Origin of the sequence: Colwellia sp. C1TZA3, from assembly GCF_007954265.1 — a bacterium.
Taxonomy (GTDB): Bacteria; Pseudomonadota; Gammaproteobacteria; order Enterobacterales; family Alteromonadaceae; genus Cognaticolwellia.
In genome coordinates this window covers 69,058-93,094 of sequence record NZ_VOLS01000001.1, presented here as the reverse complement: position 1 = coordinate 93,094, position 24,037 = coordinate 69,058, and the positions used below count along the sequence as shown (strand labels likewise).

Genomic DNA, 24,037 nt, shown 5'->3' with positions numbered 1-24,037 from the left:
TTATCAATGGCAACATTGCTGGGTTTTTAATAGTCGAATGAAGTAGTCAAGCTAGGGAATACCTTATGATCATCAAAATATTGAATCAGAAAAAGACATCTTTTTTCTTTGCTAGCCTGCTGACTATGTTGGTCAGTACGCCGCTACAAGCTGCGCAGAGCCAATCACTTGAGATGAAGCAATGGTTAAAGGCACGCTTTGGCGCTCAACATCAGGCACTCATTCCCATTGTTGCGGTGGCAGATATGCTTTATAGCTGCCAACAGCAGAAGCAAAAAGGTGAAAATTTAACCATTAAAGCCTTAATTACCCAATTGGATAAAAATACTTTAGCGGAGCAACTCATCACTTGTTTGGCTGGTGAGTCACCTAAGTCAAATATTGCATTAAATTATGCTTTGCAGGGCTGTTTTCATGAGCAATTTAATCACTTATCTTTAGTAGAAAAGCAGCAAAAAATGGCTTTAGTGAGACAGACTATTGCCACGCTTTCAAGGAGTGAACGACAAAAAAGCTTTACCCAATGTGTTACTGATCAAGCGATTCACTATTTGCGTTAGCGATGGTACTGATACTAAATTGCTTAACATGATTACTGAGGTGGTTTTTTGCCATCAACAAATGAGCTTGGTAGTATTTCGACCCCAACCCAACGGCCAATTTTTATCACTAGAGGTATAGTAATAGGAGCAAAGGGCAGAATAGCGAAAATACCAATGCCAAGGCCCTTTAAAATATCAATAAACTGTTGGTTGGCAATGCGCATTTCTTCGGCACTTGCTTCACGCTTAGTGTAGCGCTTGTATATACTGAGCATTGCTCTGGTTTCTATTCTCTCTTGAGCTAAGGCTATTTTCACCTTAACCATACTGCGCTTAAGCTGGACAATATTGCGCCTTTTACTGATGCGTAAAACACGTAGGGGTACTTTGTGAAAATGGATCCAAATACTCATTAGCATATTCTGCCACAATAAGACCAGTTTCACTAATTATCTGGTCTACTTTACACCCAGGAAAAAAAGCCAAATACAAGGCCTTTATTTTAATAACTAGTTGTTCATGACAATATGCTACTGCATTGTTTAATAAGCTGCATCCATGCAGCGATAACTATTAAATAAATAATACCAAATTGATTAATTATCTGCTCATTTTTAACCAGTATAAATGAGCAGATAATTAGTGAGATTGGTATCACTAGCCAAAGTAATACCAGTTCCATTAAGTTTGTGATCTTGTTGTGCGCAGGAAAAATAACTCAAGGTAAGGCGCTCGATTGAGCAATAGCTGGCTATTGGGATTGAGAGCAACACAGCCTTGAGCTATTTTAACTAGTACAAGTGAGCAATAACTTAATGGGATTGGTATAAGTCATTCAATTAAAGACATGCCGCCTGTAGTTAGGTTGATCAGTGCCAGTGTGGCATATCAGTTAAGCTGTCATTTGCTTTGTTTTACTAGGTAGCGTTGTGGTCAATAATTAATTTAAATGATAAAATTTACATAATATATACTTTAAATAAGCTTTATTGTAACATCGTTTGTGATAGATACGATAAAGTTGAGACGGAACAGGTTTTTATATTTCAAGTAAGCTGATTTATAGTTAACCTTTATTAAAAATAAAAATGGAACAAGTATGATGGGATATGAAACACCGAAAATTTTGGTAGTTGATGATGATATGCGTTTACGTGCCTTACTAGAGCGGTACTTAGTTGAACAAGGGTTTGTTGTTCGCAGTGCGGCAAACTCAGAGCAAATGGATAGATTACTCGAGCGGGAAAATTTTCATCTATTAGTACTCGACTTAATGTTACCAGGAGAAGATGGCTTATCTATTTGTCGCCGCTTACGCCAAAACTCTAATGATATCCCAATTGTTATGTTAACAGCCAAAGGTGATGAAATAGATCGTATTATTGGCTTGGAGCTTGGCGCTGATGATTATATGCCTAAACCGTTTAACCCACGTGAATTATCAGCTCGTATTAAAGCGGTGTTACGCCGTCGAGTGCAAGAAGCTCCCGGTGCCCCCTCACAAGAAGAAAATGTTATTGCCTTTGGTGATTATAAGCTTAATCTCGCCACTCGTGAAATGGTTAAAGGTGATGTTAACATGCCATTGACTAGTGGAGAATTTGCGGTATTAAAGGCACTGATCACCCACCCTAGAGAGCCACTATCACGTGATAAGTTAATGAACTTAGCGCGTGGCAGAGACTATTCTGCTTTAGAGCGCAGTATTGATGTACAAGTGTCACGCTTGCGTCGTATGTTAGAAGAAGACCCAGCAAAGCCACGTTATATTCAAACGGTTTGGGGTTTAGGTTATGTATTTGTTCCTGAAGGAAGGTCGGTTGGATAAATCTGCTAAAATGCATTGAAAATAACACTAAGCTAGTAAAAGTCTATGAAAATATTGCCGCGCAGTGCCTTTGGTCAAACGGTGCTCTTAATTGGTGTTTTGCTGTTAGTAAACCAAGTCGTATCATTTATATTGATGTCGATATATATTATTCAACCCAATGCGCAACAGGTTAACCAGCTATTAGCAAAACAAGTACGTGTTGTATTTATCGATATCGCTGATGAAGCAATAAGCCCCGCTATGGGTGAGGCGTTTCAGCGAGAAACCGGTATTGGTGTTTATCGCGAAGCTGCAGCGATGAAACTGGGTTTGCAACAGGCGGTATATTACGCTTTTCGTTCTGATGAAATGTCTAGCTTATTAGGTGGTCCAGCAGAAGTGAGGATTTCTCAAGGTGACGAATATCTATTTTGGATTCGCCCACCCCAAGCGCCGGAATACTGGATTAAAATCCCTATTAATGGCTTAAGAGAAGAAAGTTTTTCACCCCTTATTTTCGTGCTAATAATTTTAGGTATTTTGAGTGTGATGGGCGGCTGGTTATTTGTTCGGCAACTTAATCGTCCGTTAGCTGCATTACAACATGCGGCCCATGATGTAGGTCGTGGTGACTTTCCTGAGCCATTAACAGAAATAGGTACCACTGAAATTGTTGCAGTAACTCGGGCTTTTAACCATATGTCGAAGGGCATTAAGCAACTAGAAGACGACCGAAATTTATTGATGGCAGGTATATCTCATGATTTACGCACACCCTTAACACGTATCCGCTTAGCCACCGAAATGATTGCTGAGGATGAATTTTTAAAAGCTGGTATTGAAGGTGATATTCAAGACATGAATACCATCATAGACCAGTTTATTGATTACATTCGCCATGATAGTAAAGATAAAGCTGAGTTAAGTGATATCAACCTCTTGATCGACGAAGTGGTGCAGTCTGAAAGTATTTTAGAACGAGAAATTATTTTTACTGCCCAGCCGCTACCTAAAGTTCCGCTGCGTTATGTTGCTATGAAGCGAGTATTAGCAAATTTAATTCAAAATGCCCTACGTTACTCCGATGGTAAGACTACTGTAACTAGTTCATTTAATAAAGATAAACAAGAGGTTTGTTTTTGTGTTTTTGATGAAGGCCCAGGTATTGCTGAAGTGGATATTGAACGTTTATTTCAGCCTTTTACGCAAGGTGATGAAGCAAGAGGCACTGGCGGTAGTGGCCTAGGTTTAGCTATTATTAAACGTATTGTTGATACCCATGGTGGCCGGGTTGAGTTGTCTAATCGAGTAGCAGGAGGGTTAAAAGCGAAAGTTTGCCTACCTATTAGCCATGGCTAGTCAATTTTATTGAGTTTGAAAATAGTAATTATTAAAAAGCCGTCATAGTTATGACGGCTTTTTATTTTATTGTAGTGCTGATTGAATTAGAGTTTAGGACCTGCCGCCACTAACGATTTACCGTTGTCGGTATCAGTAAACTTATCAAAATTATTGACAAAACGAGTGGCTAAGTTTACGGCTTTATCCTGCCATTGTGCTGGCTCAGCATAAGTATTACGTGGGTCTAAAATACCATCATCAACTCCGTCAATGCTGGTTGGAATATCTAAGTTGAACAAGGGTAAAACTTTTGTCTCTGCATTATCAATTGAGCCATCTAGAATCGCATCAATAATAGCACGCGTATCTTTAATTGAAATACGTTTACCTGTGCCATTCCAACCGGTGTTAACCAAGTAGGCTTCAGCACCAACCGCTTGCATACGATTGCGAAGCACTTCAGCGTATTGTGTTGGGTGTAGACTTAAAAACGCGGCGCCAAAACAGCTTGAAAATGTTGGTGTCGGCTCTGTTATACCACGCTCAGTGCCGGCAAGTTTTGCTGTGAAACCTGATAAGAAGTAATACTCTGTTTGTGCAGGGGTTAATTTAGCAACAGGTGGTAGGACACCAAAAGCATCAGCCGTTAAGAAAATAACTTTTTTCGCATGACCGGCACGAGAAACGGGTTTAACGATATTATCAATATGATTAATGGGGTAAGAAACACGGGTATTTTCAGTTTTCGAATTATCGTCAAAATCAATCGTGCCTTTTTCATCAACCGTAACATTTTCTAGTAAAGCGTCACGACGAATAGCATGGTAAATATCAGGTTCATTCTCTTTACTTAGGTTGATGGTTTTTGCGTAACAACCGCCTTCAAAGTTAAAGACACCGTTTTCATCCCAGCCATGTTCGTCATCACCAATAAGTTGGCGTTTAGGATCAGTTGATAATGTGGTTTTACCCGTACCAGAAAGGCCGAAGAAAATCGCTGTGTCACCATCTTCACCAACGTTAGCACTACAATGCATTGAGGCTATGCCTTTTAGCGGGAGAAAGTAGTTCATCATTGAGAACATACCTTTTTTCATTTCGCCGCCGTACCAAGTACCACCGATAAGTTGTACTTTTTCAGTTAAGTTAAAGGCAACAAAGTTTTCTGAATTTAAGCCTTGTGCTTGCCAATTTGGATTGGTGGTTTTTGCGCCATTCATCACAATGAAGTCAGGTTCGTAATCTTCTAATTCTGCATCAGTAGGGCGAATAAACATATTTTTAACAAAATGTGCTTGCCAAGCTACCTCAGTAATAAAGCGCACTTTTAAGCGAGTATCTTCATCTGCGCCACAAAAGGTATCAACAACAAATAAACGTTTGCCGGATAACTGCTCAGTTACTAAGCTTTTTAGACTAGTCCAAGTCTCTTGGGTCATGGGCTTATTGTCATTTTTACCTTGATCTGACCACCAAACAGTATCGCGCGTAGTATCGTCACGAACAATATATTTATCTTTAGGTGAGCGGCCAGTAAAAATGCCAGTATCAACTGAAACCGCGCCGAGTTCGGTAACGACACCTTTATCAAAACCACAGAGATCAGATCTTGTTTCCTCAGCAAAGAGCAACTCATAAGATGGATTGTAAACTATCTCAGCAACATTACTGATGCCGTATGAAGATAAATCGATTGAGTTTTCTAAAGCTGCCATTGCGAATTCGCTCCTAAAGGTATGACGATTTTTTAAATGATTAGTTTCGGTGTTCCGAGTTTGGAAAACAATTTTAGGCGATCAATGAACAAAACGAAAGTGTTTTTTCTTTCGTTGTGAAAGTTTTCATACTAACTTTCATTAATTTTTAAGCAAAGACCTTTATGATGAAAAATAATTAATGAAAAGGTTATGGGTAAATACAGCGAAGTTCCTCTTTGTATTTAATAAAAACAAAGAGTTATGGGTTTTAATTTGTTGACTGACTGGTCAGGAAGGCATCACTTAAACTGTGTTGTAAAAGTAATATAAAATTTGAATATGTTCTAAAAAATTGCGAATAAAAACAAATTTTCCATTCGCAGACTTTCCTAACGAAACTTTTAGTAATGATGGTTAAATTTTTTATCAGAAAACATCGGGCTGTCAAAGTCAGTTCGAAAGCTCACACAAGCTATGTTTAATCGAATATTCCATCTTCACTGTTTGTCTCTGAACCACCATCAAGAATTTGACTGCTAATGTCTTGACTAATGTATTCAGTAGGCGCTGTGCCTAATTCAAAATATTCAAACCGACTTGATCTATCGGTTTTTGTGCTTAATTTACCTGATACTTTATCTATGCGAACTGACATCAAAGCTTCTGGCTGTTCAAAAGGCTCAACAGGAAGCTCTGCGAGTGCCACTTTCATAAAGTTTATCCAAGCGGGCTGAGCTGATTTAGCACCAAACTCTTTACCCGTGGTTTGCTCTTTACCTAAGTTGCTGTTGTAGGTTGTTTGACCCAGTTTACGGCTGGGGTTGTCAAAGCCTATCCACGATGTTGTGACTAATCTGCGACTATAGCCAGAGAACCAAGCGTCTTTTGCTTGATTGGTGGTGCCTGTTTTACCCGCAATATCTCTACGTTTAAGTGCTCGTCCACGAAAGCCAGTACCTTGCCAAAAAGGTTTTATGTTCCAGTCCGCACCCCAGATGGCTGAGTTAAGTGCTTCGGTCATTAAAAAGGCATTTTGAGCACTAATAACACGCTGAGCTTTATTAACTGTTTTTGGTGCCAGCTGGTTATCTTCAGCCACCGCTGAGTCATAGTTTTCGAGCATATCAATCTTGCCAGCGATGTCATCAAAAATATCATTCTCTTCTGTAGTAATTTTTGTTATGGCCTCTTCGCAACGATCACATGCTATAGCCGGATTGGCTTGAAATAAGACCTTGCCAAATGAGTCTTCAATACGTTCAATTAGGTAGGGTTGAATTAAAAACCCACCATTAGCAAAAGTAGCGAAGCCAGTCGCCACTTCCAACGGCGTTAAAGATGCCGAACCAAGTGCTAAAGACTCGTTACGCGGTAAATCATCAGGATCAAAACCAAAAGAGGCTAAATAAGGAATAATTTTATCTAGGCCAACATCTCGAAGTAAACGCACTGCGATAACGTTTTTCGACTGTGCTAATGCTAAACGCAGTCGAATTTCGCCATTATAAACCGGTGGCGAATTTTTTGGACGCCAGACCACGCCTGAGCTTCTATCCCACTGGTTAATTGGTGCATCATTGACTATCGATGCTAACGTATAGCCGCTGTCTAACGCTGCTGAGTATATAAAAGGCTTAATGTTAGAGCCGACTTGGCGTTTTGCTTGGGTAACACGGTTGAATTGGCTATGCTCAAAACTAAACCCCCCCACAGCCGCTTTTATGGCGCCATTATCCGTCGCTAGCGAGATCAGTGCTGAACTGACATCGGGTAATTGGCTTAGGCGATAGCCAGATTCTGTCGCAGCAACCATAACAACATCACCGAGTGTGAGTACATCACCAGCTGTGACGGGTGGCGATGCTTGCTTGTCATCATTAATATAAGCTCGTGCCCACGATAAACCCTGCCAGCTAATTTGTACTTCAGAGCCATCTTGTAATTTTACTTGTGCAGCCCGCTCAAAGGTTGCTGTAACAACCGCAGGTACCAATGAGTGATAGCTCGACATAGAAGCGAGTGCTTTTATCACTTCGTCGTCACTTATTGGCGTACTTGCAACAGTGTTTAAGTCATCTATACCCGTAGCTTGAGCTTTATCATCAACAGGGCGTAAAGTGCTAAGAGGGCCGCGATAACCATGGCGTTGATCGTAAGCTAAAATGTTGTTAACCACCGCTTGTTGAGCGGCATATTGCAGACTTGAGGTGACGGTAGTAAAGACTTTATAACCACCAGTATAGGCGGCTTCTTTGCCAAAACGATCGATCATTTCTTGATGGGCCATCTCGGCGATATAAGGCGCGCTCAACTCAATTTCCGCACCATGTTTAATGGCAGTAATCGGTTCTTTGTTTGCTGCTGATAACTCTTCAGCACTGATATAGTCAGCGCTATACATACGCTGCAATACCACTGTTCGTCGTTGCATTGCTCGATCTGGCCGACTAATTGGGTTCATGGTTGAGGGCGCTTTTGGTAAACCGGCTAATACCGCTATTTGTGCTAAAGTCAGTTCCTTAGTTTCTTTACCATAATAGACCTGTGCGGCGGCACCAAAGCCGAAAGAGCGATGGCCTAAGGAAATTTTATTCATGTAGAGCGTAAGAATTTCATCTTTGGTTAACAGGCTCTCAATATGGAAAGAAATAAATATTTCGCGAATTTTTCGGACATAGGTTTGTTCACGAGTTAGAAAAAAATTACGTGCTACCTGCATAGTGATGGTACTTGCGCCACCTTTGTTTTGTCCGGTGAGTTGTCCTAAAATAGCTCGACCCATACCAATAGGATCAACGCCAAAATGGAGATAAAAGCGGTCATCTTCAGTGGCTAAAATGGCATTGATTAACTGCTGTGGCATTTCTTCTAAGGTAAGGGGAATACGTTTCTTTTCACCAAATTGGGAAATTAGTTTACCGTCAGCACTAAAGATTTGCATTGGCGTTTGCCATTGTAAATCTTTTAGTGATTCTACACTGGGTAAATTTGAACGCATCGACAAGTAAATTCCGGCCAATACCAAAATTCCAGCAAATACCAATACAACACCCGTTTTTAACAGGTTTTTTATAGAAAACACAAAAAAAAGCTCAATAAAAGTTATAAAATTAGAAATAATAGTACTAGTATATCCTGTAAAAGCATGTGATAAATGAGTTTATGCCAATTTTTTATCTAATATTGTAAAAATAAAATGTTCTAGAAGGATTCTATGTTAAGTAGTTTATGGAAAAAAAAGACCACTTTAATGGTTGGGATTGACATTGGTTCTCACTCTATCAAAGCGATTCTACTAAACCAAAATGATAATGGCTATGTGCTTGAAACTGTTGCGATTGAGCCGATGCCAAGAGGAGCTATTGTTGATAGAGAAATCCAAGACATTGATGCTGTTGGTAAAGTTATAGCAAAAATACGAAAAAAAATTTCCTCGTCTGTGCGACAAGCCGCGTCTGCGGTATCGGGACAAACGGTGATCACAAAAATAATCTATATGGATGTAGCATTAACCGAGCAAGAGTTGGCTAGTCAGATAGAAATTGAAGCTGATAGTTTAATTCCCTACCCCCTTGATGAAGTCAGCTTAGATTTTGAGTCACTGGACATTAATGAATCAGACCCGAGTAAAATGAACGTTTTACTCAGTGCAGCGCGTACAGAGTCTGTCGAAGCAAGAGTTGCTGCATTAGAGGCGGGTGGTTTCGACACTAAAGTTATTGATGTTGAGTCTTACGCCATTAGTCGCGCCTATGATTTAATCTTAAGACAATTACCTGACGATGCAGCTAACAAAGTCATTGCTACCGTCGACTTGGGCGCAACCATGACCTTATTTTCGGTCACTGAGTCGGGTAATCATATTTATAGCCGTGATCAACTATTTGGCGGTGAACAATATACGCGTTCTATTGTTTCTTATTATAATAAATCCTTTGAAGAAGCAGAGTTGGCGAAATTAACTGATGATCTGCCACCTAATTATACCTTTGAAGTTTTAGCACCTTTTCATACCGTATTAGTGCAACAAATTCGTCGTGCAATTCAAATGTTTTTGACCACCAGTGGTAAAGCAAAAGTCGATTACCTGGTTATTTCTGGCGGTAGTGCTTTAGTAGAGGGCGTTAAGCAACTCTTATCAGAAGAACTGGGTATTCATACGGTAGTAGCTGATCCTTTTGCTGGCATGGAAATTTCGAGTACGATCAATCAAAAAGCGTTAGCTAAAACAGCACCACGCTATATGGTGGCAGCTGGTTTAGCATTAAGGAGTTTTTCCCCGTGGCATATATAAATCTATTACCATGGCGCGAAGCAGCTGAAAAAGCCCGACAACGAGAATATTTTACCTTGCTGACCCTAGTTGCAGTAGTGGCATTGTTCATCGTGTTTTCAGTGAATCAGTTTTATCAAATGCGTATTGATGGTCAGAATACCCGTAATGAATTTTTACAAAATGAAATTCAAGTACTGGATCTACGAATTGCGAAAATAAAGTCGCTTAATAAAAAGAAAAAAGAGCTTAAAAAGCGCACCAGTGTTGTTGAGCAACTGCAACGTAGTCGTAATGTTGTGACCCAGGTGTTAGACGAAATAGCTAAAGTAGTCCCCAATGGAATTTATCTTACCCGTCTAGAAAAACAAGATAATAGCTTAAATATTATTGGTAAAAGTGAGTCGAATAATCATTTAGCTAACATGATTAGGGAGATTGAACGCTCTGATCTATTTGAAGACGCGATACTTGAGTCAATTACTTCAAACGATGCAAAAAGTAAATTATTAAGTGATTTTAAAATGCGTGTCCGCATTAAAGGTTTGATTAATTTGAATGAACCGACTGAGCGAGGAGCACCATAATGAACTTTGATTCATCAGCATTTATGGCGCAATTTGAAGGCTTAGAGCTTGATAATATTGGCCAATGGCCAAAAGCAGCTAGAATAGTATTATCAATATTTTTAGTGGTTTTAGTCTCAAGTTTGGGTTATGTGTTAATGATCAGTGACCAAATTAAGCAACTTGAACGTGTGACGGCACAAGAGATAACCTTTAAGCAAGAATACCAAGCTAAATATCATGTAGCCGCTAATTTAGAAATATTTGAACAGCAAATGATCGAAGCAGAAGCGCTGTTTGCCAAGCAGTTGAAAAGTTTACCTGAAAGCCATGAAACGCCAGGCCTGCTAGATGACATTACCTTTGTCGGTACCACTACCGGACTTGATTTTGTTAAATTAAATTGGCAGCCAGAAATAGAGCAAGAAATTTATGTTGAGTTACCCATCGATATTGAAGTGTTAGGCTCTTATCATCAATTTGGTGAATTTGTCAGTCGAATTGCTGGCTTACCGCGTATAGTTACCCTGCATAATTTTGACATTCATATGAAAAACCAAGCTTCGGGATATTTAAAGTTAAAACTTCAAGCTAAAACCTACCGTTATCGGGAGGCAGACAAATAATGAAAAAATTTATTATATTAAGTGCTGTTTTACTGACCGGTTGTTATAGCAACACCGATGATTTGCAACAACATATTGCTGATGTCCAAGCGAGCAGCTCTAGTACAATAGAGCCAATGCCTAAAGTGATAGTTTTTGCTCACTTTGATTATTCGGCAAATATACTTCGTAGCCCGTTTGATGTGCCAAAACCTGAAGCTATTCAAGAAAAAATTCAACAAATGTCAGGCTGCTTAAGTCCAGATCCGCGTCGAAGAAAGCAGCCTTTGGAGAAGTTTTCATTAAGTGATTTAGTGATGCGTGGCACCTTAGGTGAATTAGGTGTTACTTGGGCACTGCTTGAGGCGTCTGACAATACCTTGCACAGAGTTGCGGTTGGTAGTTATGTCGGTTTATATTATGGGCGAATTACCACGGTAAGCCAAGACAATGTAAAAGTATTAGAATTAATCCCAGATGGTGCAGGTTGCTGGGTGGAACGTGAAACTGTCGTTACCATGACACAGGCAAGTGCAGAGGGGCAAAGGAAGTAATGTTGCTATTTAATAAAATAAAAAACGATAATCTTATGACACATTGTAAAAAAATAAAGTTAATGACGGTCGCCTATCTATGCATGCTATCTACTTTTTCTTGGGCGAACGAATTAACAGGCATTAGCTATAACACCATTCAAAATAATGAAATTGAATTGGTATTCGAGCTATCAGATAAAATGGTTGTGCCACCAAAAGTGACCACGTCAATGACGCCGGCACAAGTAAAAATAACCTTTGATGCTGAGCAATTTAATCCTGCGATAGCGACTACACTGATTGAGCATGCAGGGGTAAAAGATATCACTGTGCAAAAAGTGGCTGGTAAAGTTGTTGCCAATGTAAATTTGCAGCATTTATCAATTTTCGACGTTATCCAAAAAGATAATACCTTTGCTTTAACTTTAAACACCGGCCGGGTAAATAACGCGGTAACGCAGCTAATCCCCCTTGGACATGGTTTTATAAATCAGATAGATAATATTGATTTTAAACGTGGTCAGCAAAATGAAGCACAACTTTTGGTTAAGCTTATCGATAGTAAGGTGGCTGTCGATGTCAGTGATAAACTCGGAAAACTTTATATCGAATTTCATAATACTGAAATTCTAGAAGATCACATTTATAAATTAGATGTCACTGATTTTGGCACACTGGTTACCGGTATTGAAACCTTTAAAGAAGGACGTAATGCGCGCCTAGTGGTTAATATTGACGGACCGTTTGAATATAAGCATCAACAGTTTAATGATGTGTTTTCATTGACAATAAACGCTAAAATCAAAGAGGACGGTTACCTAGGCGAAGAAGAAAATTTTAGTGGTAGGGCAATATCATTAAATTTTCAAGATATTTCGGTACGCACTGTCTTGCAAATTATTGCTGATTATAACGGTTTTAATTTAGTGACCAGTGACACGGTTGTCGGTAATATTACCTTGAGATTAGATGGCGTACCTTGGGATCAAGCGCTTGACATTATTTTAAAGGTCAAAGGCTTAGACAAACGCATGCAAGGCAATATTCTTATGGTTGCGCCCAGTGATGAATTAGCCGCTCGAGAAGCACGTGACTTGCAGGCCCAGCAACAAGTTGAAGAACTAGCACCGTTATATTCTGAATATGTGCAAGTTAACTATGCAAAAGCCGCTGAATTTGCTGAATTAATTAAAAATGAAGACAACAGCATCTTATCTACGCGCGGCAGTGTCAGTGTTGATGAAAGAACCAACACCTTACTGCTCCGCGATACCGCTAAAAGTATCGAAGACATTAAGCGTATGGTCTTGGTATTAGACATCCCTGTTCGCCAAGTGATTATCGAATCTCGTATGGTGACAGTAAAAGATAACATTAATGAAGAATTAGGTATTCGCTGGGGCGTAACAGACTCTGATGGTGAGTCTTCAACATCAGGTACTTTGTCAGCTGCTGGAAATAGCTCCATTCCTTCACTAAGTGAACGATTAAATGTAAATCTACCGGTAGCAAACCCAGCGGGCAGTATTGCTTTTCAAGTTGCCCGCTTAGCTGATGGTACTATTCTTGACCTTGAATTAAGTGCGATGGAAAAAGAAAATAAAGGCGAAATAATTGCCAGTCCGCGCATTACAACGGCAAATCAAAAAGAAGCTTATATAGAGCAAGGTGTGGAAATTCCATACCAAGAAGCTGCATCAAGTGGTGCTACATCAACACAATTTAAAAAAGCGGTATTAAGCTTAACGGTAACACCGCATATTACCCCTGATGATAGAATTATTTTGGACTTGGTGGTAACGCAAGATACGGTGTCTGATCTTTCAAATGGCACGGCACCTGCTATCGATACCCAGAGAATAGGTACGCAAGTTTTAGTGAATAATGGCGAAACCATCGTACTGGGTGGAATTTATCAACAACAAATTATTAGTTCAGTGTCAAAAGTACCTGTTTTGGGCGATATTCCCTATTTTGGTTGGATGTTTAGGAATAGCAGTAACTTTAATGAGAAAAAAGAACTGCTAATATTCGTTACACCACGCATAGTTACCGAAAGATTTTAAGTTAATTTGCCTGTAAGGTGGTGTTTTCATCTTACAGGCTTGCAATTTGTACCCAACAATTGCGATAATTGCGCCCTTGAAATTTTCGAGAGAGGTTCTCTCTTACCTGTTCACGTAATAAATAAACGAGTATTAATTAATCTAATGGCAGAAAAACGTAATATTTTCCTTGTAGGCCCAATGGGCGCAGGCAAAAGCACCATTGGTAGAGAATTAGCGGATAAGCTACATCTAGAGTTTTTTGATTCAGATCAAGAAATCGAACGTCGTACTGGTGCAGATATCGCGTGGGTTTTTGATCTTGAAGGCGAAGAAGGTTTTCGTATCAGAGAAGAGTCAGTTATTGAAGACTTAAGTGAAAAACAGGGAATTGTTTTGGCTACTGGTGGTGGATCTGTGATCAGCGCTCAAGTACGTAATCGCTTGTCAGCACGCGGCATTGTAGTTTATCTAGAAACAACCATAGATAAACAAGTTGCTCGTACTCAAAGAGACCGACGTCGTCCGCTACTACAAACTGATGAAGAACCGAGAACAGTACTTGAAAACTTAGCTGTAGAGCGTAATCCGTTATATGAAGAAATTGCCGATGTTATCGTGCAGACGGATGACCAAAGTGCGAAAGTTGTTGCAAGTAAAATAGTTGAACGCTTGGACTTTTAAACGACATATCTATGACAACACTTCAGGTTAAACTGGGCAAACGCAGTTATCCAATCTACATAGACAGCGGACTATTAGCAAATAGTGAACTGTTGTCTAGTCATATCCGCAGTAAGCGTGTCTGTATTGTCAGTAATGACATCGTTGCACCACTTTATTTAGAGCAAATGAAACATAGCCTCAGCGGTTTTGAGCTTGATGAAGTGATATTACCTGATGGTGAAGCGCAGAAAAGCTTAGCAAATTTTGAACGGATAATGTCACATCTGCTAGCGGGTAATCACGGCAGAGATACAACCTTAATCGCGCTAGGTGGCGGGGTGATTGGTGATATCACAGGCTTTGCTGCCGCGTGTTATCAGCGTGGCATTGATTTTATTCAAATACCCACTACTGTACTGTCTCAAGTTGACTCTTCAGTGGGTGGAAAAACAGCCGTTAATCATCCTTTAGGCAAAAATATGATAGGCGCGTTCTATCAACCTAAAGCGGTATTTATTGACCTAGCAAGCCTATCAACTTTACCGGTTAGAGAATTTAATGCTGGCATGGCTGAAGTTATTAAGTACGGTATATTAGGTGATGGTGATTTTTTTACTTGGCTTGAACAGCATATTGACGCAATAAAAGCGGGTGAAAATAAGATTTTAATGCAGATGATTGAACGTTGCTGTCAATGCAAAGCCAACATTGTTGCTGAAGATGAAACAGAAACCGGTGTGCGTGCTTTATTAAATCTAGGACATACCTTTGGCCACGCTATTGAAGCTGACCAAGGTTACGGTAATTGGTTACATGGTGAAGCTGTTGCTACTGGCATGGTACTTGCTGCTAAGTTATCAGTAACAATGAATTTGCTTGAAGTGTCAGATCTTCGTCGTATTGAAACTTTACTGTCTGCCTTTGATTTACCGTTAATTGCACCAGAAAATATGGGTTTTGATGAATTTATTTGTCATATGCGTCGCGATAAAAAGAACTTAGCCGGAAAGCTACGTTTTATTCTTCCAACCGCTATTGGCCAATCTGAAATCAATGACGAGGTTAGTGAGCAACACCTTCAACAAATTCTGTAATTTTATTCAGCATAGGTGAAGCATGTCAGCGTTAATGAAAAATATTGGCATATCTAATGATAATACCAGTGTCACTAAAATTAGTGCCTACGCACGCATAGACTATATTCTACGTTTTTCAAAACAAGCTATTTTAGTTATCGACGAAAGCGCTGAACAAAACGCTCCTATTTCCAGCCAGTTTCTAGCCAGTTTACCAGAGCAGCATAATGCTGCCTATATCTCACTTTCTGCCCAGTTTAATAATATTCAAATTCGTTGCCGTATAATCGAACAGTTATATACGGGTGAATTATTTGACCCAGAAATATCGTTAGCCGTTAGTGTGATTAATTTAGCGAAAAAATCGCAGCAGAGTATTAGTATTGTGCTCGACAGTGCTCAGCATTTATCATTGCAGTTATTTCATGAGCTATCACAACTAGCCGCTATCGCTAAAAAAGCCAATTTGATGGTTAATATTGTGATGTTTGGCTCCGCACATGCGGGTAAAACTGTGGCGAATAATAAAAGCTTATTTGACAATAAACTGACATTATTATCGGCACAATCAGGGCAACTCCTGTCAACGACATCGGCAATATTTAAAAACACTCGGCCAAAATGGCATTTTATTAATCAAAATAAATGGTTAATTGGTGCTTTAGTCTTTTTACTTGGCCTAGCCATCTTGGTGGTTAATTTATTACAGTTAGACAGTTTTAATTTTTCAAGACTAGTCATCGCTAACAAGCAAGCAGACATATCATTAACCGAAGTATTAGCAAAACCGCAAACCATGGTATTAGCTATTAATCGTGCAGAGATTGCTGAGCCTGAAACTAAAACTAAAACTAAAACTGAAACTGAAAGTACTAAGCTTGCCGCCAGACCTAAAGATATTTATTCTTCGTTAATCAATCCATTACCAGTGTTGCCGAAAAAAGTGCCAGCGTTACCGGCATCGCCTGCTGATGTTATATCTGCAATAACAGCAGAAAGTGCAAATAGTCTAGCAGCCACTGGTACAGTGTTTAAGCCTTTAGCGAGTCGGCGTAAAGTACAGGCGATAATAGAGCAGAATAAATTAGCTAATCAAGTTACCGTCAACAATGATTACTACAGTAATAACCTTGGTTATGTTATTCAATTAGCCGCCTATAGCGATGTGAAATTGCCAAGTACATTATTTGAGGATTTAACGACAATCGACTATCAGGTTTATCAGCGTTTATTAAATAATAAACCGCTAATAGTTATCACCAGCTCTGTGTATGCAGATAAATCAGCGGCACAGTCTGCCTTAGCAGGGTTACCAAAATCGTTATCAGCACGGCAACCCTGGATAAAGCCAGTTACAGTTATTAATAACGAAATCAATGTATTTCTGCTCTCCCAATAAAGGCTAATTCAGGATACAATCCCCGCTTACTTTTCAGATGCTCAGTATCTGTTGCTAAATTTTTGGATTTGTAGGTGCTATGAAGAAAAAACATCGAGCTTTTTTAAAATGGGCGGGTGGTAAATACGCACTAACCGATGTCATAAATTCTATTTTACCAAAAGGAAATCGTCTGATTGAACCTTTTGTTGGCGCCGGTTCTGTGTTTCTAAATAGTGATTATGACGAATATTTACTTAATGATATAAATCAAGATCTGATCAATTTATATCGTATTGTGCAGCGAACACCAGATAAATTTATCGCTGATGCTCGTCGATTTTTTTCACCTGAAAATAATCAGGCAGAAAGTTACTATCAACTGCGAAAAGACTTTAATGCCAGCTCAGACCCTTACTTTAGATCGCTAGTGTTTCTCTACATGAATCGCCATGGCTATAATGGTCTATGTCGATACAATAAATCTGGCGGTTATAATGTACCTTTTGGTCAATATAAACGTCCCTACTTTCCTGAAGCTGAGCTGCATTATTTTGCCGAAAAAGCGGCAAAAGCGGTCTTTATTTGTGATGGTTATCGACAAACCTTTGCTCATGCGAAATCAGGCGATGTGATTTATTGCGATCCTCCTTACGTGCCGCTAAGTAAAACAGCGAGCTTTACCAGTTATTCAGGTAACGGCTTTGGTTTAGATGAACAAGCTGATTTAGCTAATGCGGTAGAAGAAGTGACCAAAAGTCGCCAGATATCAGTATTGATCAGTAATCACGATACTATCTGGACGCGAAAAATATATCAGCATGCAAAAAAACATCATGCTATAGAAGTGTCTCGAACCATTAGTCCAAAAGGTAATAACCGTAATAAAGTGTCAGAGTTACTCGCGCTTTATTAAGTAATGGCCACTAAAGCAATTAAAATGGGTGTATCTACTTACATCAAGTGATGCTTAATAGTTAACAAAAGATAAGATAAATCAATGTTTTAAGGTGAAGTTATAAGCCCTTATTTTTAATGATGTTTAACGTTTAGTTCACCGGTACTGAAACTTTGCTGTACTAACTAGGTAAAATGAAACTAACAATGGCAATTAATGTGGCAATAAATAACACCACGGCAATTAAACCAGCAATAACGAAATGACTAAATTTACCTTGAGTAAAGTCTCGTTCCCTATTCTTATCACTTTGCACGCCAAAAAATGCTGCGCCAACACTTTTGAGTGTTTCTTTAAAGTTGCTTGAAGCCATTACTATCCTTAATTGCCAAAGTGGCAAATTTGTATATTACCTTAGGGTCTAGTCAGTATGTTCTAATGCACAGTCTCGATCAAGTGCTGCTAATATAACCGTATTTTTTAAGGTTTTGTCTCGCCAGTTACTTTAGTATTGACATTTTAACGAATTTGTTCAATGTTAAGCAGTATTATCGATTGTTAACTCACCCGATTGCGCAAGCAAGTACTGAAAAACTTCACTTGATTAGCACGACCACAATCAAATGAATATATTCACTATTTAGTGAGCTCAATAGCAATCTACTCACATCACAAAATGCATGAAATATAGCTGATATACTTACACATTTAGTTTGTTCTAAGCTGGTTACTTAAGCGTTAGAATGACCGCACTATTATTTTAATGGCTATTACAGATACGAATGGAACTCATGTTGAAAAATTTCTCTGGTGATACTAAGTTTACTGCAAAGGTCAAAATTTTATTAATTAAAATTTACGGACCTAGTCCTTTAAAAGATTCTGTCTTGGAAAGGGCCATAGCATTTTACGAGCTAGAGTCGCTCTCACAAGGCAAAGTTAATGTCCTTAAAAATGAAATGACCAAGTTAGTACAAATTGATAGTGACAAAAGCAACAAGAAACTTTTTAACCTTGAACGTGAACAGCAAGTATACTTAAAATCGATAAGTGCAGAGCGTAATGAACGCGCGCAACATTTACAGCAGATCTGTCGAGATATCCTCGAACTATGTGAAGGTGAAAGTCTGGTTGAAACTAAGCGCAAATCAGCAGAGCTATTAGGCACTATTCAATTATTATTGCCGACTGAAGGCAGTAAAGTAGCTGTTGAAAACGAGCGCAGTAAACCTTTGTATAGAGCTGTACTGGCTTTAAGGTTGCTAGATCAAGCTTGCTTAAAAAATCCTTCGTCAGCAGACGCTTTAACACAAGAATTAGCTGACATAGTGGCTGTTGATTTTAATGAATTACGTAATGGCAGCGCAGAGGCCTTTCGCCAATTTGCCGATGATGTGAAAATCCCGGTGATAATGGCTGCCATACTACAAGATATTGGCCATTATCATCCTAAGGCACAGAACATCATAAAAGGTCTTGACGGCAAGTTAGACCATTTTCGTACTTTACAGGTTGCAGAGCGTAAGGCCTTATTACAGATTAACTATCGTGAAACCACTAAGTATCTTCTCAATGGTATTGGTGCGGTAAATTATCTAGGTGACTCTGTTGCTGAAAGAGAGGCTTTCGCGAGTACACAAATCAAAACCTTGCGTTTTGTTAAGCAACTGCTAATGAGTAGTGTCCAACCGAAGTTAGGTGTGGGTAATCTATTAAAAATACCCCAAATATATACCAGCATTGTCTTATCAACTAAAGATAATTATAACTACAAACTATTACCGAGAGTATACCAAGTCTTATATAAAAATGCTGAGCGAGGTCGTTGTAGTCGCAGTGTTGTTGATGCTTTATATCAAATTACTGGCGATTTTCCACAAGGATTTGGGGTGATATACATGCCAAATGATGTTTACCAGGAAGCTCGCTACGAATATGCGATAGTCACTCAGCTCTATCCTGATAAACCTAATGAACCTAAATGCCGTGTAACCTCTAGACACCTGACCTTTATTGGCCATGGCCATGACTTGGTAGTAAAAAAAAGCAATAACTTATACTTTGTAGAAACAGCGCAAAATTTTTCCAGTATGAGCAAAGCGCGGCTAAATGAAATTCTGTCATTGTTGTCATCAAACTATCTTGAACGAAAAGAACTCGATTTATTGCCACGTTGTTGGCAACCAGTGGAATACTTTTCCAACAAAGTTAACCAAAAACTCTGGAGTCGTGCCCGCTAAGCATAAATAGGGTCTACATTAGCGGGTAAGCTTAATTTTATTTCGCCAACTGCCTTTTTTGACTTATTAAAAGTTAAAAACAGTAATGATGAATAACTTTAGTCAGTAACAGCTCAGTTTTTGTAATTTCACTATGGGCTAAATATTCATTAGGTTGATGTGCCTGATCAATTGAACCTGGGCCCATAACAATAGTTTGACAACCCAATTGTTGAATAAATGGTGCTTCTGTTGCGTAATTTACCGCGCAACAAGTATGGCCAGAAATTTTTTCAGCGGTCAGGACTAATTCACTTTCAGCTGTTTGTTGAAAACTGGGTGAACTCGGGTCAAGCTCGTCTATGGTCAGTCGTCCGGGATATTTTTCAGCAATAGGCTGCAAAGCTTTTGCTAACCACGCCACTAGTTCTTCATCTTTCATACCAGGTAAAGAGCGCATATCAATATCAAGCTCACAATGACCACAAATTCGATTCGCATTGTCACCACCTCTAATAGCTCCTAAATTCATTGTCGGTGTTTGAACATCAAAAGCTTCATTTTGATAGCTTAGGCTGAGTTTTTCTCTAAGTTTGAATAATCCACTGATCACCTGATGCATTATTTCAATGGCGTTAACCCCGCTTGCTGGTTTGCTTGAATGTCCAGCCTGGCCCTTAATGCTAATTTTATGAGACATATGGCCTTTGTGCATCACCACCGGCACTAAATTTGTTGGCTCACCTATAATAGCAACGTCAGGTTTTATTATTTCACTGTTAGCAAAAAATCGTGCGCCAGCCATGGTGGTTTCTTCATCGGCAGTCGCTAAAACGTATAACGGCTTCTTTAATGAACTTAGGTCAATGTGTTGACAAACTTGCAAAATAAAAGCAAAAAAACCTTTCATGTCACAGCTACCCAGGCCAAAAAGTTTATTATCGTTATCCGTGATTTTTAGTGGATCTGATAACCAACTGTTTTCATCAAAAGGCACGGTGTCGCTGTGGCCTGCAAGTAATAAGCCCCCTACGCCGGTACCTAATTTAGCTAACATATTAAACTTACCTTTAGTGTCTGGAACCGCTTGGATAGTGACAGTAAAGCCTAAGGTTTCAAACCAAGCTGACAGTAAATTTATTACCCCTTCATTACTTTGATCCCAGCTCGATTGCGAAGAGCTAATACTTGGCTGGGCGATTAATTGGCTAATGGCTTGGGTAAAATTGGGGAGTTTTTTATTTAGCTTTTTCATTATATTTAACAACCTAGATTATTTTTGGGTAATTATGCCGATAAGTTGCATAACTATTTATATGGTGGTACTTTAGCAACACAATGTAAAGAGCCTAATTCAACCATACTATGAAAATGTTTATAATGTATCCAACGAAGCGACGACAATAGCGTCAAATATTAGTTCTGTAAGTCTCGATTTTCTAGATAGTGATATGTTTTTGGTCATAAAGCTAGAAAATAATGGGTTGAAGCTGAATAGAATTGCAAAATTCACGCATAAATAGTACCGTGAATTTTGATTTCTAATCGTAAGCAAAATGGTAAGTAAATGAACGTCATAGTTATTGGTGCAAGTGGGTATGTTGGTGCTGAATTAATTGGCTTATTAACCCAGCATAATAAAATATCAATTCAACATTTATTGGTGTCTGAAAACAGTACGTCTAGTGGTAAAACTTTTGCACAATTACATGCTCGTTGGCAAGGCGTTTGTGATTTGTCCCTACAGCCATTTTCTGCACAATGGTTTGAGCAATATATTACTACTCCTGAGCATAACATTGATGCGGTATTCTTTGCCACACCACATGAGTTCAGTGCGCAATGGGCCCAAGCCTTTATTGAGCAAGATATTAAAGTATTCGACTTGTCGGGTGGCTTTCGTTTAAAAGACGCGAAACAATATCCCGTGCATTACGGTTTTGAACATCAAGCGTTAAATGCCCTACAGCAGGCGCAATATGGTTTAGCCGAATGGCAAGCTGCTGAGATTGCTACCAGCCATTTAATTGCTGTGCCAGGTTGTTATCCCACCGCCAGTTTATTAGCGTTAAAGCCCATCACCAATAATGGCCTGCATCAAGAAAATTCATTAGTTGTAGTTAATGGTATCAGTGGCGTCACTGGCGCTGGTCGTCAGGCGTCATTAGCGACAAGTTTTTGTGAAGTGAGCTTAACTCCATACAATATTTTGCAGCACAGGCATCAGCCCGAAATTAGTCAAGAAGCTAACGTTGAAGTGATTTTTAATCCGCATTTAGCGCCCTATAAACGCGGGCTATTAGTGACGGTGACCTTACAATTAAAAGCTGGGGTTACTGCTGAGCAAGTTGACAATGTCTTTGTGCAAGCCTACCAAGATACGCCACTGGTAAGAATAGTAAACACTTGGCCTAAAATAGATAATGTTGCCCATACGCCATTTGCAGATGTACATTGGTTAGTTGATGAAGAAAAACAGGTGGTGGTAGTAAGTTGCGCTATAGACAACTTGTTAAAAGGTGCGGCGTCACAAGCCATACAATGCGCTAATATTAGCTTGGGCTTGCCCAGCCAATATAGTTTATTAAGCGCAGGGAACTGTTTATGAAAAAGCCTGTGGTGATTAAAATTGGCGGTGCTATTTTAGATGGCTACAATCAAGGCAATAGCTCTGCCTTAGCTGCATTGTTAACGGTAATTGCCAGTTTAAAAGATCAACCGGTAGTGATTGTCCATGGTGGCGGTTGTGTGGTTGATGAGATGCTGGCCCAAGCAGGATTTGTTACTGAAAAAAAACACGGTTTACGGGTGACACCGAAAGCGCAAATACCGATTATTAGTGGTGCGCTAGCCGGTAATGTTAATAAAGCTATTGTGGCGAGAGCGGCTAGTTTAAAACTACCCGCTGTTGGTTTGTCACTTACTGATGGCCAAATGGTGCAGTGTCAATTAAGCCCATTAGCGTTAGGACAAGTGGGTGTACCTAAGCCCTATAGTAGCGCGCTACTAGATACGCTATTAAAAGCAAAATTTTTACCTATTGTTTCATCCATTGGTGCTCTAGGTAATGGCGACTTAGTGAATGTAAATGCTGATGATGCCGCGGTAGTGATATGTCAGTTGCTTAATGCTGATTTATTGCTGCTAACTGATGTTAATGGCGTTAAAGGCGCAACGGGCGAGTATTTAAGTTCACTGAACGCTCAGCAAGCAGAACAACTGATTAAAAGTGGTGTTATTGCCGGCGGCATGACCGCTAAGGTAAACGCGGCATTGCGAGCGGCGAATCAGTTACGACGAAGTATCGCGGTTGCCAGTTGGCAATCGCCAGAGCAAATTGTCGATTTGCTCAACGGTGTCAGTATTGGCACTCGTATACAACCTACGGGTTGTTAATTTCATATAAGCCATTTCAGTGGGCATAAGACCAGCTGTTTACCCGTTTCGCACAGGATTAAAGATTGATGAACTTACCACATTTCTTGGCTGATGATCAGCTAAATAAAGAACAAATACTCGACTTGATTGCCTTAGCACGTGATATAAAACAGCAACCAAAAAATTACGCTCAGGCCTTGGCAGGTAAGTCAGTCGCAATGATTTTTGAAAAGCCCTCGTTAAGAACCCATGTTAGTTTTGATATTGGCATTAATAAATTAGGTGGTCATGCCCTGTATTTAGGCCAACAAAATGGTAAATTAGGTGAACGTGAGCGCGTTAGCGACTATGCTAAGAACCTTTCTTGTTATGCTGATGCTATTGTTGCACGTGTTTTTAGCAACGATTCGATAGACCAATTGGCTCAACATGGCAGTGTCCCGGTGATTAATGCGTTGTGTGATGTCTATCACCCATGCCAAGCATTGGCTGACTTTGTCACCTTAGCAGAAAATTTTTCTGAGCTGAGCAAAGTAAAACTTGCCTATATCGGTGACGCGAACAATGTTTCGAACTCATTGATGTTGATGGCGGCAATCTTGGGTGTTGATTTTACTTTAGTCTGCCCAGCAGGGTATGGTCCGGATGAACAAATATATAATAAAGCCGTGAGCTTTAGTGCAGCATCAGGAGCTAAATTCTTGTTAACTCATGATATAGCTGAACTAGGACAACAAGATGCTATTTACACTGACACTTGGATATCTATGGGTGATAATGCCAATGTTGCTGATATATTAGCGACCTTTAAACCGTATCAAGTAAATTATCAAGTAATGGCAGCTGCAGGGGCGAGTATTGTCATGCATTGCCAACCAGCGCATCTTGAAGAAGAAATTACCACCGAGTTGTTTGATAGCGAAATGTCAGTGGCTTTTCAATCAGCTGAAAACCGCATGTGGGCACAAAATGCAGTGTTAGTGACTTTACTAACAGATTAATGCCGC

21 protein-coding genes are annotated in these 24,037 nt (G+C 39.5%); 16 read left to right on the top strand and 5 right to left on the bottom strand.

Translation table 11 applies throughout. The features are described from left to right. Window positions 1-65: 65 nt before the first annotated feature. Window positions 66-560 carry a hypothetical protein gene (locus tag ESZ39_RS00445; RefSeq protein WP_146877826.1) on the top strand — a complete coding sequence of 165 codons (495 nt, stop codon included), beginning with the start codon at window positions 66-68 and terminating at the stop codon, window positions 558-560. A 32-nt stretch (window positions 561-592) separates the two neighbouring features. Here ESZ39_RS00445 and ESZ39_RS00440 read toward each other — a convergent pair whose 3' ends face one another. After that, window positions 593-955, bottom strand: coding sequence for a hypothetical protein (locus tag ESZ39_RS00440; RefSeq protein ID WP_146877825.1), 363 nt, complete (start codon window positions 953-955; stop codon window positions 593-595). 686 nt (window positions 956-1,641) lie between these two features. Here ESZ39_RS00440 and ompR point away from each other — a divergent pair. Beyond that, window positions 1,642-2,370, top strand: a complete 729-nt coding sequence (gene ompR, locus ESZ39_RS00435) for a two-component system response regulator OmpR (protein ID WP_146877824.1) — start codon at window positions 1,642-1,644, stop codon at window positions 2,368-2,370. 45 nt (window positions 2,371-2,415) lie between these two features. Continuing rightward, complete coding sequence (gene envZ / locus ESZ39_RS00430; protein ID WP_146877823.1) at window positions 2,416-3,711, top strand: two-component system sensor histidine kinase EnvZ; 1,296 nt, start codon at window positions 2,416-2,418, stop codon at window positions 3,709-3,711. 86 nt (window positions 3,712-3,797) lie between these two features. Here the strand turns inward: envZ and pckA are convergent, their stop codons facing one another. After that, window positions 3,798-5,408: a phosphoenolpyruvate carboxykinase (ATP) gene (gene pckA / locus ESZ39_RS00425; RefSeq protein WP_146877822.1), complete on the bottom strand. Its 1,611-nt coding sequence runs from the start codon at window positions 5,406-5,408 to the stop codon at window positions 3,798-3,800. A gap of 460 nt (window positions 5,409-5,868) precedes the next feature. Beyond that, a complete protein-coding gene (locus ESZ39_RS00420; protein WP_223270180.1) occupies window positions 5,869-8,472 on the bottom strand; it encodes a penicillin-binding protein 1A in 2,604 nt (867 codons plus the stop codon). 132 nt (window positions 8,473-8,604) lie between these two features. Between ESZ39_RS00420 and ESZ39_RS00415 the strand changes: the two genes are divergently transcribed. The 9 genes from ESZ39_RS00415 (at window position 8,605) to ESZ39_RS00375 (ending at window position 17,451) form a co-directional block, all read left to right on the top strand. Beyond that, complete coding sequence (locus ESZ39_RS00415) at window positions 8,605-9,684, top strand: pilus assembly protein PilM (RefSeq protein ID WP_146877821.1); 1,080 nt, start codon at window positions 8,605-8,607, stop codon at window positions 9,682-9,684. Continuing rightward, window positions 9,672-10,250, top strand: coding sequence for a PilN domain-containing protein (locus ESZ39_RS00410; protein ID WP_146877820.1), 579 nt, complete (start codon window positions 9,672-9,674; stop codon window positions 10,248-10,250). The genes ESZ39_RS00415 and ESZ39_RS00410 overlap by 13 nt, the downstream gene beginning before the upstream one ends. After that, on the top strand, window positions 10,250-10,855 hold the full coding sequence (locus ESZ39_RS00405; RefSeq protein ID WP_146877819.1) for a type 4a pilus biogenesis protein PilO: 606 nt from the start codon (window positions 10,250-10,252) through the stop codon (window positions 10,853-10,855). Before ESZ39_RS00410 ends, ESZ39_RS00405 begins: the two co-directional genes overlap by 1 nt. Then, a complete protein-coding gene (locus tag ESZ39_RS00400) occupies window positions 10,855-11,388 on the top strand; it encodes a pilus assembly protein PilP (RefSeq protein WP_146877818.1) in 534 nt (177 codons plus the stop codon). The genes ESZ39_RS00405 and ESZ39_RS00400 overlap by 1 nt, the downstream gene beginning before the upstream one ends. Further along, on the top strand, window positions 11,388-13,436 hold the full coding sequence (locus ESZ39_RS00395) for a type IV pilus secretin PilQ (protein ID WP_146877817.1): 2,049 nt from the start codon (window positions 11,388-11,390) through the stop codon (window positions 13,434-13,436). The genes ESZ39_RS00400 and ESZ39_RS00395 overlap by 1 nt, the downstream gene beginning before the upstream one ends. A 144-nt stretch (window positions 13,437-13,580) precedes the next feature. Further along, window positions 13,581-14,099 (top strand): shikimate kinase AroK, encoded by a 519-nt coding sequence (gene aroK / locus ESZ39_RS00390; RefSeq protein ID WP_146877816.1) that lies wholly within the window; start codon window positions 13,581-13,583, stop codon window positions 14,097-14,099. 11 nt (window positions 14,100-14,110) lie between these two features. Continuing rightward, a complete protein-coding gene (gene aroB, locus ESZ39_RS00385; RefSeq protein ID WP_146877815.1) occupies window positions 14,111-15,175 on the top strand; it encodes a 3-dehydroquinate synthase in 1,065 nt (354 codons plus the stop codon). A gap of 22 nt (window positions 15,176-15,197) precedes the next feature. Continuing rightward, window positions 15,198-16,556, top strand: coding sequence for an SPOR domain-containing protein (locus tag ESZ39_RS00380; RefSeq protein ID WP_146877814.1), 1,359 nt, complete (start codon window positions 15,198-15,200; stop codon window positions 16,554-16,556). A 79-nt stretch (window positions 16,557-16,635) separates the two neighbouring features. Beyond that, window positions 16,636-17,451: a Dam family site-specific DNA-(adenine-N6)-methyltransferase gene (locus ESZ39_RS00375; protein ID WP_146877813.1), complete on the top strand. Its 816-nt coding sequence runs from the start codon at window positions 16,636-16,638 to the stop codon at window positions 17,449-17,451. Between the two features lie 163 nt (window positions 17,452-17,614). Here ESZ39_RS00375 and ESZ39_RS00370 read toward each other — a convergent pair whose 3' ends face one another. After that, the gene (locus ESZ39_RS00370) at window positions 17,615-17,806 is read right to left on the bottom strand and encodes a DUF2970 domain-containing protein (RefSeq protein ID WP_146877812.1); all 192 of its coding nucleotides are present in this window, start codon (window positions 17,804-17,806) and stop codon (window positions 17,615-17,617) included. Between the two features lie 418 nt (window positions 17,807-18,224). Here ESZ39_RS00370 and ESZ39_RS00365 point away from each other — a divergent pair, with 418 nt between their 5' ends. Next, entirely contained in the window at window positions 18,225-19,673 is a 1,449-nt protein-coding gene (locus ESZ39_RS00365) for a hypothetical protein (RefSeq protein ID WP_146877811.1), read from the top strand. A 73-nt stretch (window positions 19,674-19,746) separates the two neighbouring features. On the opposite strand, the gene argE is transcribed toward ESZ39_RS00365, so the two are convergent. Further along, on the bottom strand, window positions 19,747-20,907 hold the full coding sequence (gene argE / locus ESZ39_RS00360) for an acetylornithine deacetylase (protein WP_146877810.1): 1,161 nt from the start codon (window positions 20,905-20,907) through the stop codon (window positions 19,747-19,749). Between the two features lie 312 nt (window positions 20,908-21,219). On the opposite strand from argE, the gene argC reads away from it, so the two are divergent. From argC to ESZ39_RS00345, 3 genes are all read left to right on the top strand, one after another. Continuing rightward, the gene (argC, locus tag ESZ39_RS00355) at window positions 21,220-22,260 is read left to right on the top strand and encodes an N-acetyl-gamma-glutamyl-phosphate reductase (RefSeq protein ID WP_146877809.1); all 1,041 of its coding nucleotides are present in this window, start codon (window positions 21,220-21,222) and stop codon (window positions 22,258-22,260) included. Then, complete coding sequence (gene argB / locus ESZ39_RS00350; RefSeq protein WP_146877808.1) at window positions 22,257-23,048, top strand: acetylglutamate kinase; 792 nt, start codon at window positions 22,257-22,259, stop codon at window positions 23,046-23,048. The genes argC and argB overlap by 4 nt, the downstream gene beginning before the upstream one ends. Window positions 23,049-23,116: 68 nt before the next feature. Next, window positions 23,117-24,031 (top strand): ornithine carbamoyltransferase, encoded by a 915-nt coding sequence (locus tag ESZ39_RS00345; RefSeq protein WP_146877807.1) that lies wholly within the window; start codon window positions 23,117-23,119, stop codon window positions 24,029-24,031. Window positions 24,032-24,037 lie beyond the last annotated feature (6 nt).

Coding starts and splice junctions, on each gene's coding strand:
- ESZ39_RS00445 (WP_146877826.1), top strand. CDS start 66: ATGATCATCAAAATATTGAATCAGAAAAAGACATCTTTTTTCTTTGCT.
- ESZ39_RS00440 (WP_146877825.1), bottom strand. CDS start 955: ATGAGTATTTGGATCCATTTTCACAAAGTACCCCTACGTGTTTTACGC.
- ompR (WP_146877824.1), top strand. CDS start 1,642: ATGATGGGATATGAAACACCGAAAATTTTGGTAGTTGATGATGATATG.
- envZ (WP_146877823.1), top strand. CDS start 2,416: ATGAAAATATTGCCGCGCAGTGCCTTTGGTCAAACGGTGCTCTTAATT.
- pckA (WP_146877822.1), bottom strand. CDS start 5,408: ATGGCAGCTTTAGAAAACTCAATCGATTTATCTTCATACGGCATCAGT.
- ESZ39_RS00415 (WP_146877821.1), top strand. CDS start 8,605: ATGTTAAGTAGTTTATGGAAAAAAAAGACCACTTTAATGGTTGGGATT.
- ESZ39_RS00405 (WP_146877819.1), top strand. CDS start 10,250: ATGAACTTTGATTCATCAGCATTTATGGCGCAATTTGAAGGCTTAGAG.
- ESZ39_RS00400 (WP_146877818.1), top strand. CDS start 10,855: ATGAAAAAATTTATTATATTAAGTGCTGTTTTACTGACCGGTTGTTAT.
- ESZ39_RS00395 (WP_146877817.1), top strand. CDS start 11,388: ATGTTGCTATTTAATAAAATAAAAAACGATAATCTTATGACACATTGT.
- aroK (WP_146877816.1), top strand. CDS start 13,581: ATGGCAGAAAAACGTAATATTTTCCTTGTAGGCCCAATGGGCGCAGGC.
- aroB (WP_146877815.1), top strand. CDS start 14,111: ATGACAACACTTCAGGTTAAACTGGGCAAACGCAGTTATCCAATCTAC.
- ESZ39_RS00380 (WP_146877814.1), top strand. CDS start 15,198: ATGTCAGCGTTAATGAAAAATATTGGCATATCTAATGATAATACCAGT.
- ESZ39_RS00375 (WP_146877813.1), top strand. CDS start 16,636: ATGAAGAAAAAACATCGAGCTTTTTTAAAATGGGCGGGTGGTAAATAC.
- ESZ39_RS00370 (WP_146877812.1), bottom strand. CDS start 17,806: ATGGCTTCAAGCAACTTTAAAGAAACACTCAAAAGTGTTGGCGCAGCA.
- ESZ39_RS00365 (WP_146877811.1), top strand. CDS start 18,225: ATGTTGAAAAATTTCTCTGGTGATACTAAGTTTACTGCAAAGGTCAAA.
- argE (WP_146877810.1), bottom strand. CDS start 20,907: ATGAAAAAGCTAAATAAAAAACTCCCCAATTTTACCCAAGCCATTAGC.
- argC (WP_146877809.1), top strand. CDS start 21,220: ATGAACGTCATAGTTATTGGTGCAAGTGGGTATGTTGGTGCTGAATTA.
- argB (WP_146877808.1), top strand. CDS start 22,257: ATGAAAAAGCCTGTGGTGATTAAAATTGGCGGTGCTATTTTAGATGGC.
- ESZ39_RS00345 (WP_146877807.1), top strand. CDS start 23,117: ATGAACTTACCACATTTCTTGGCTGATGATCAGCTAAATAAAGAACAA.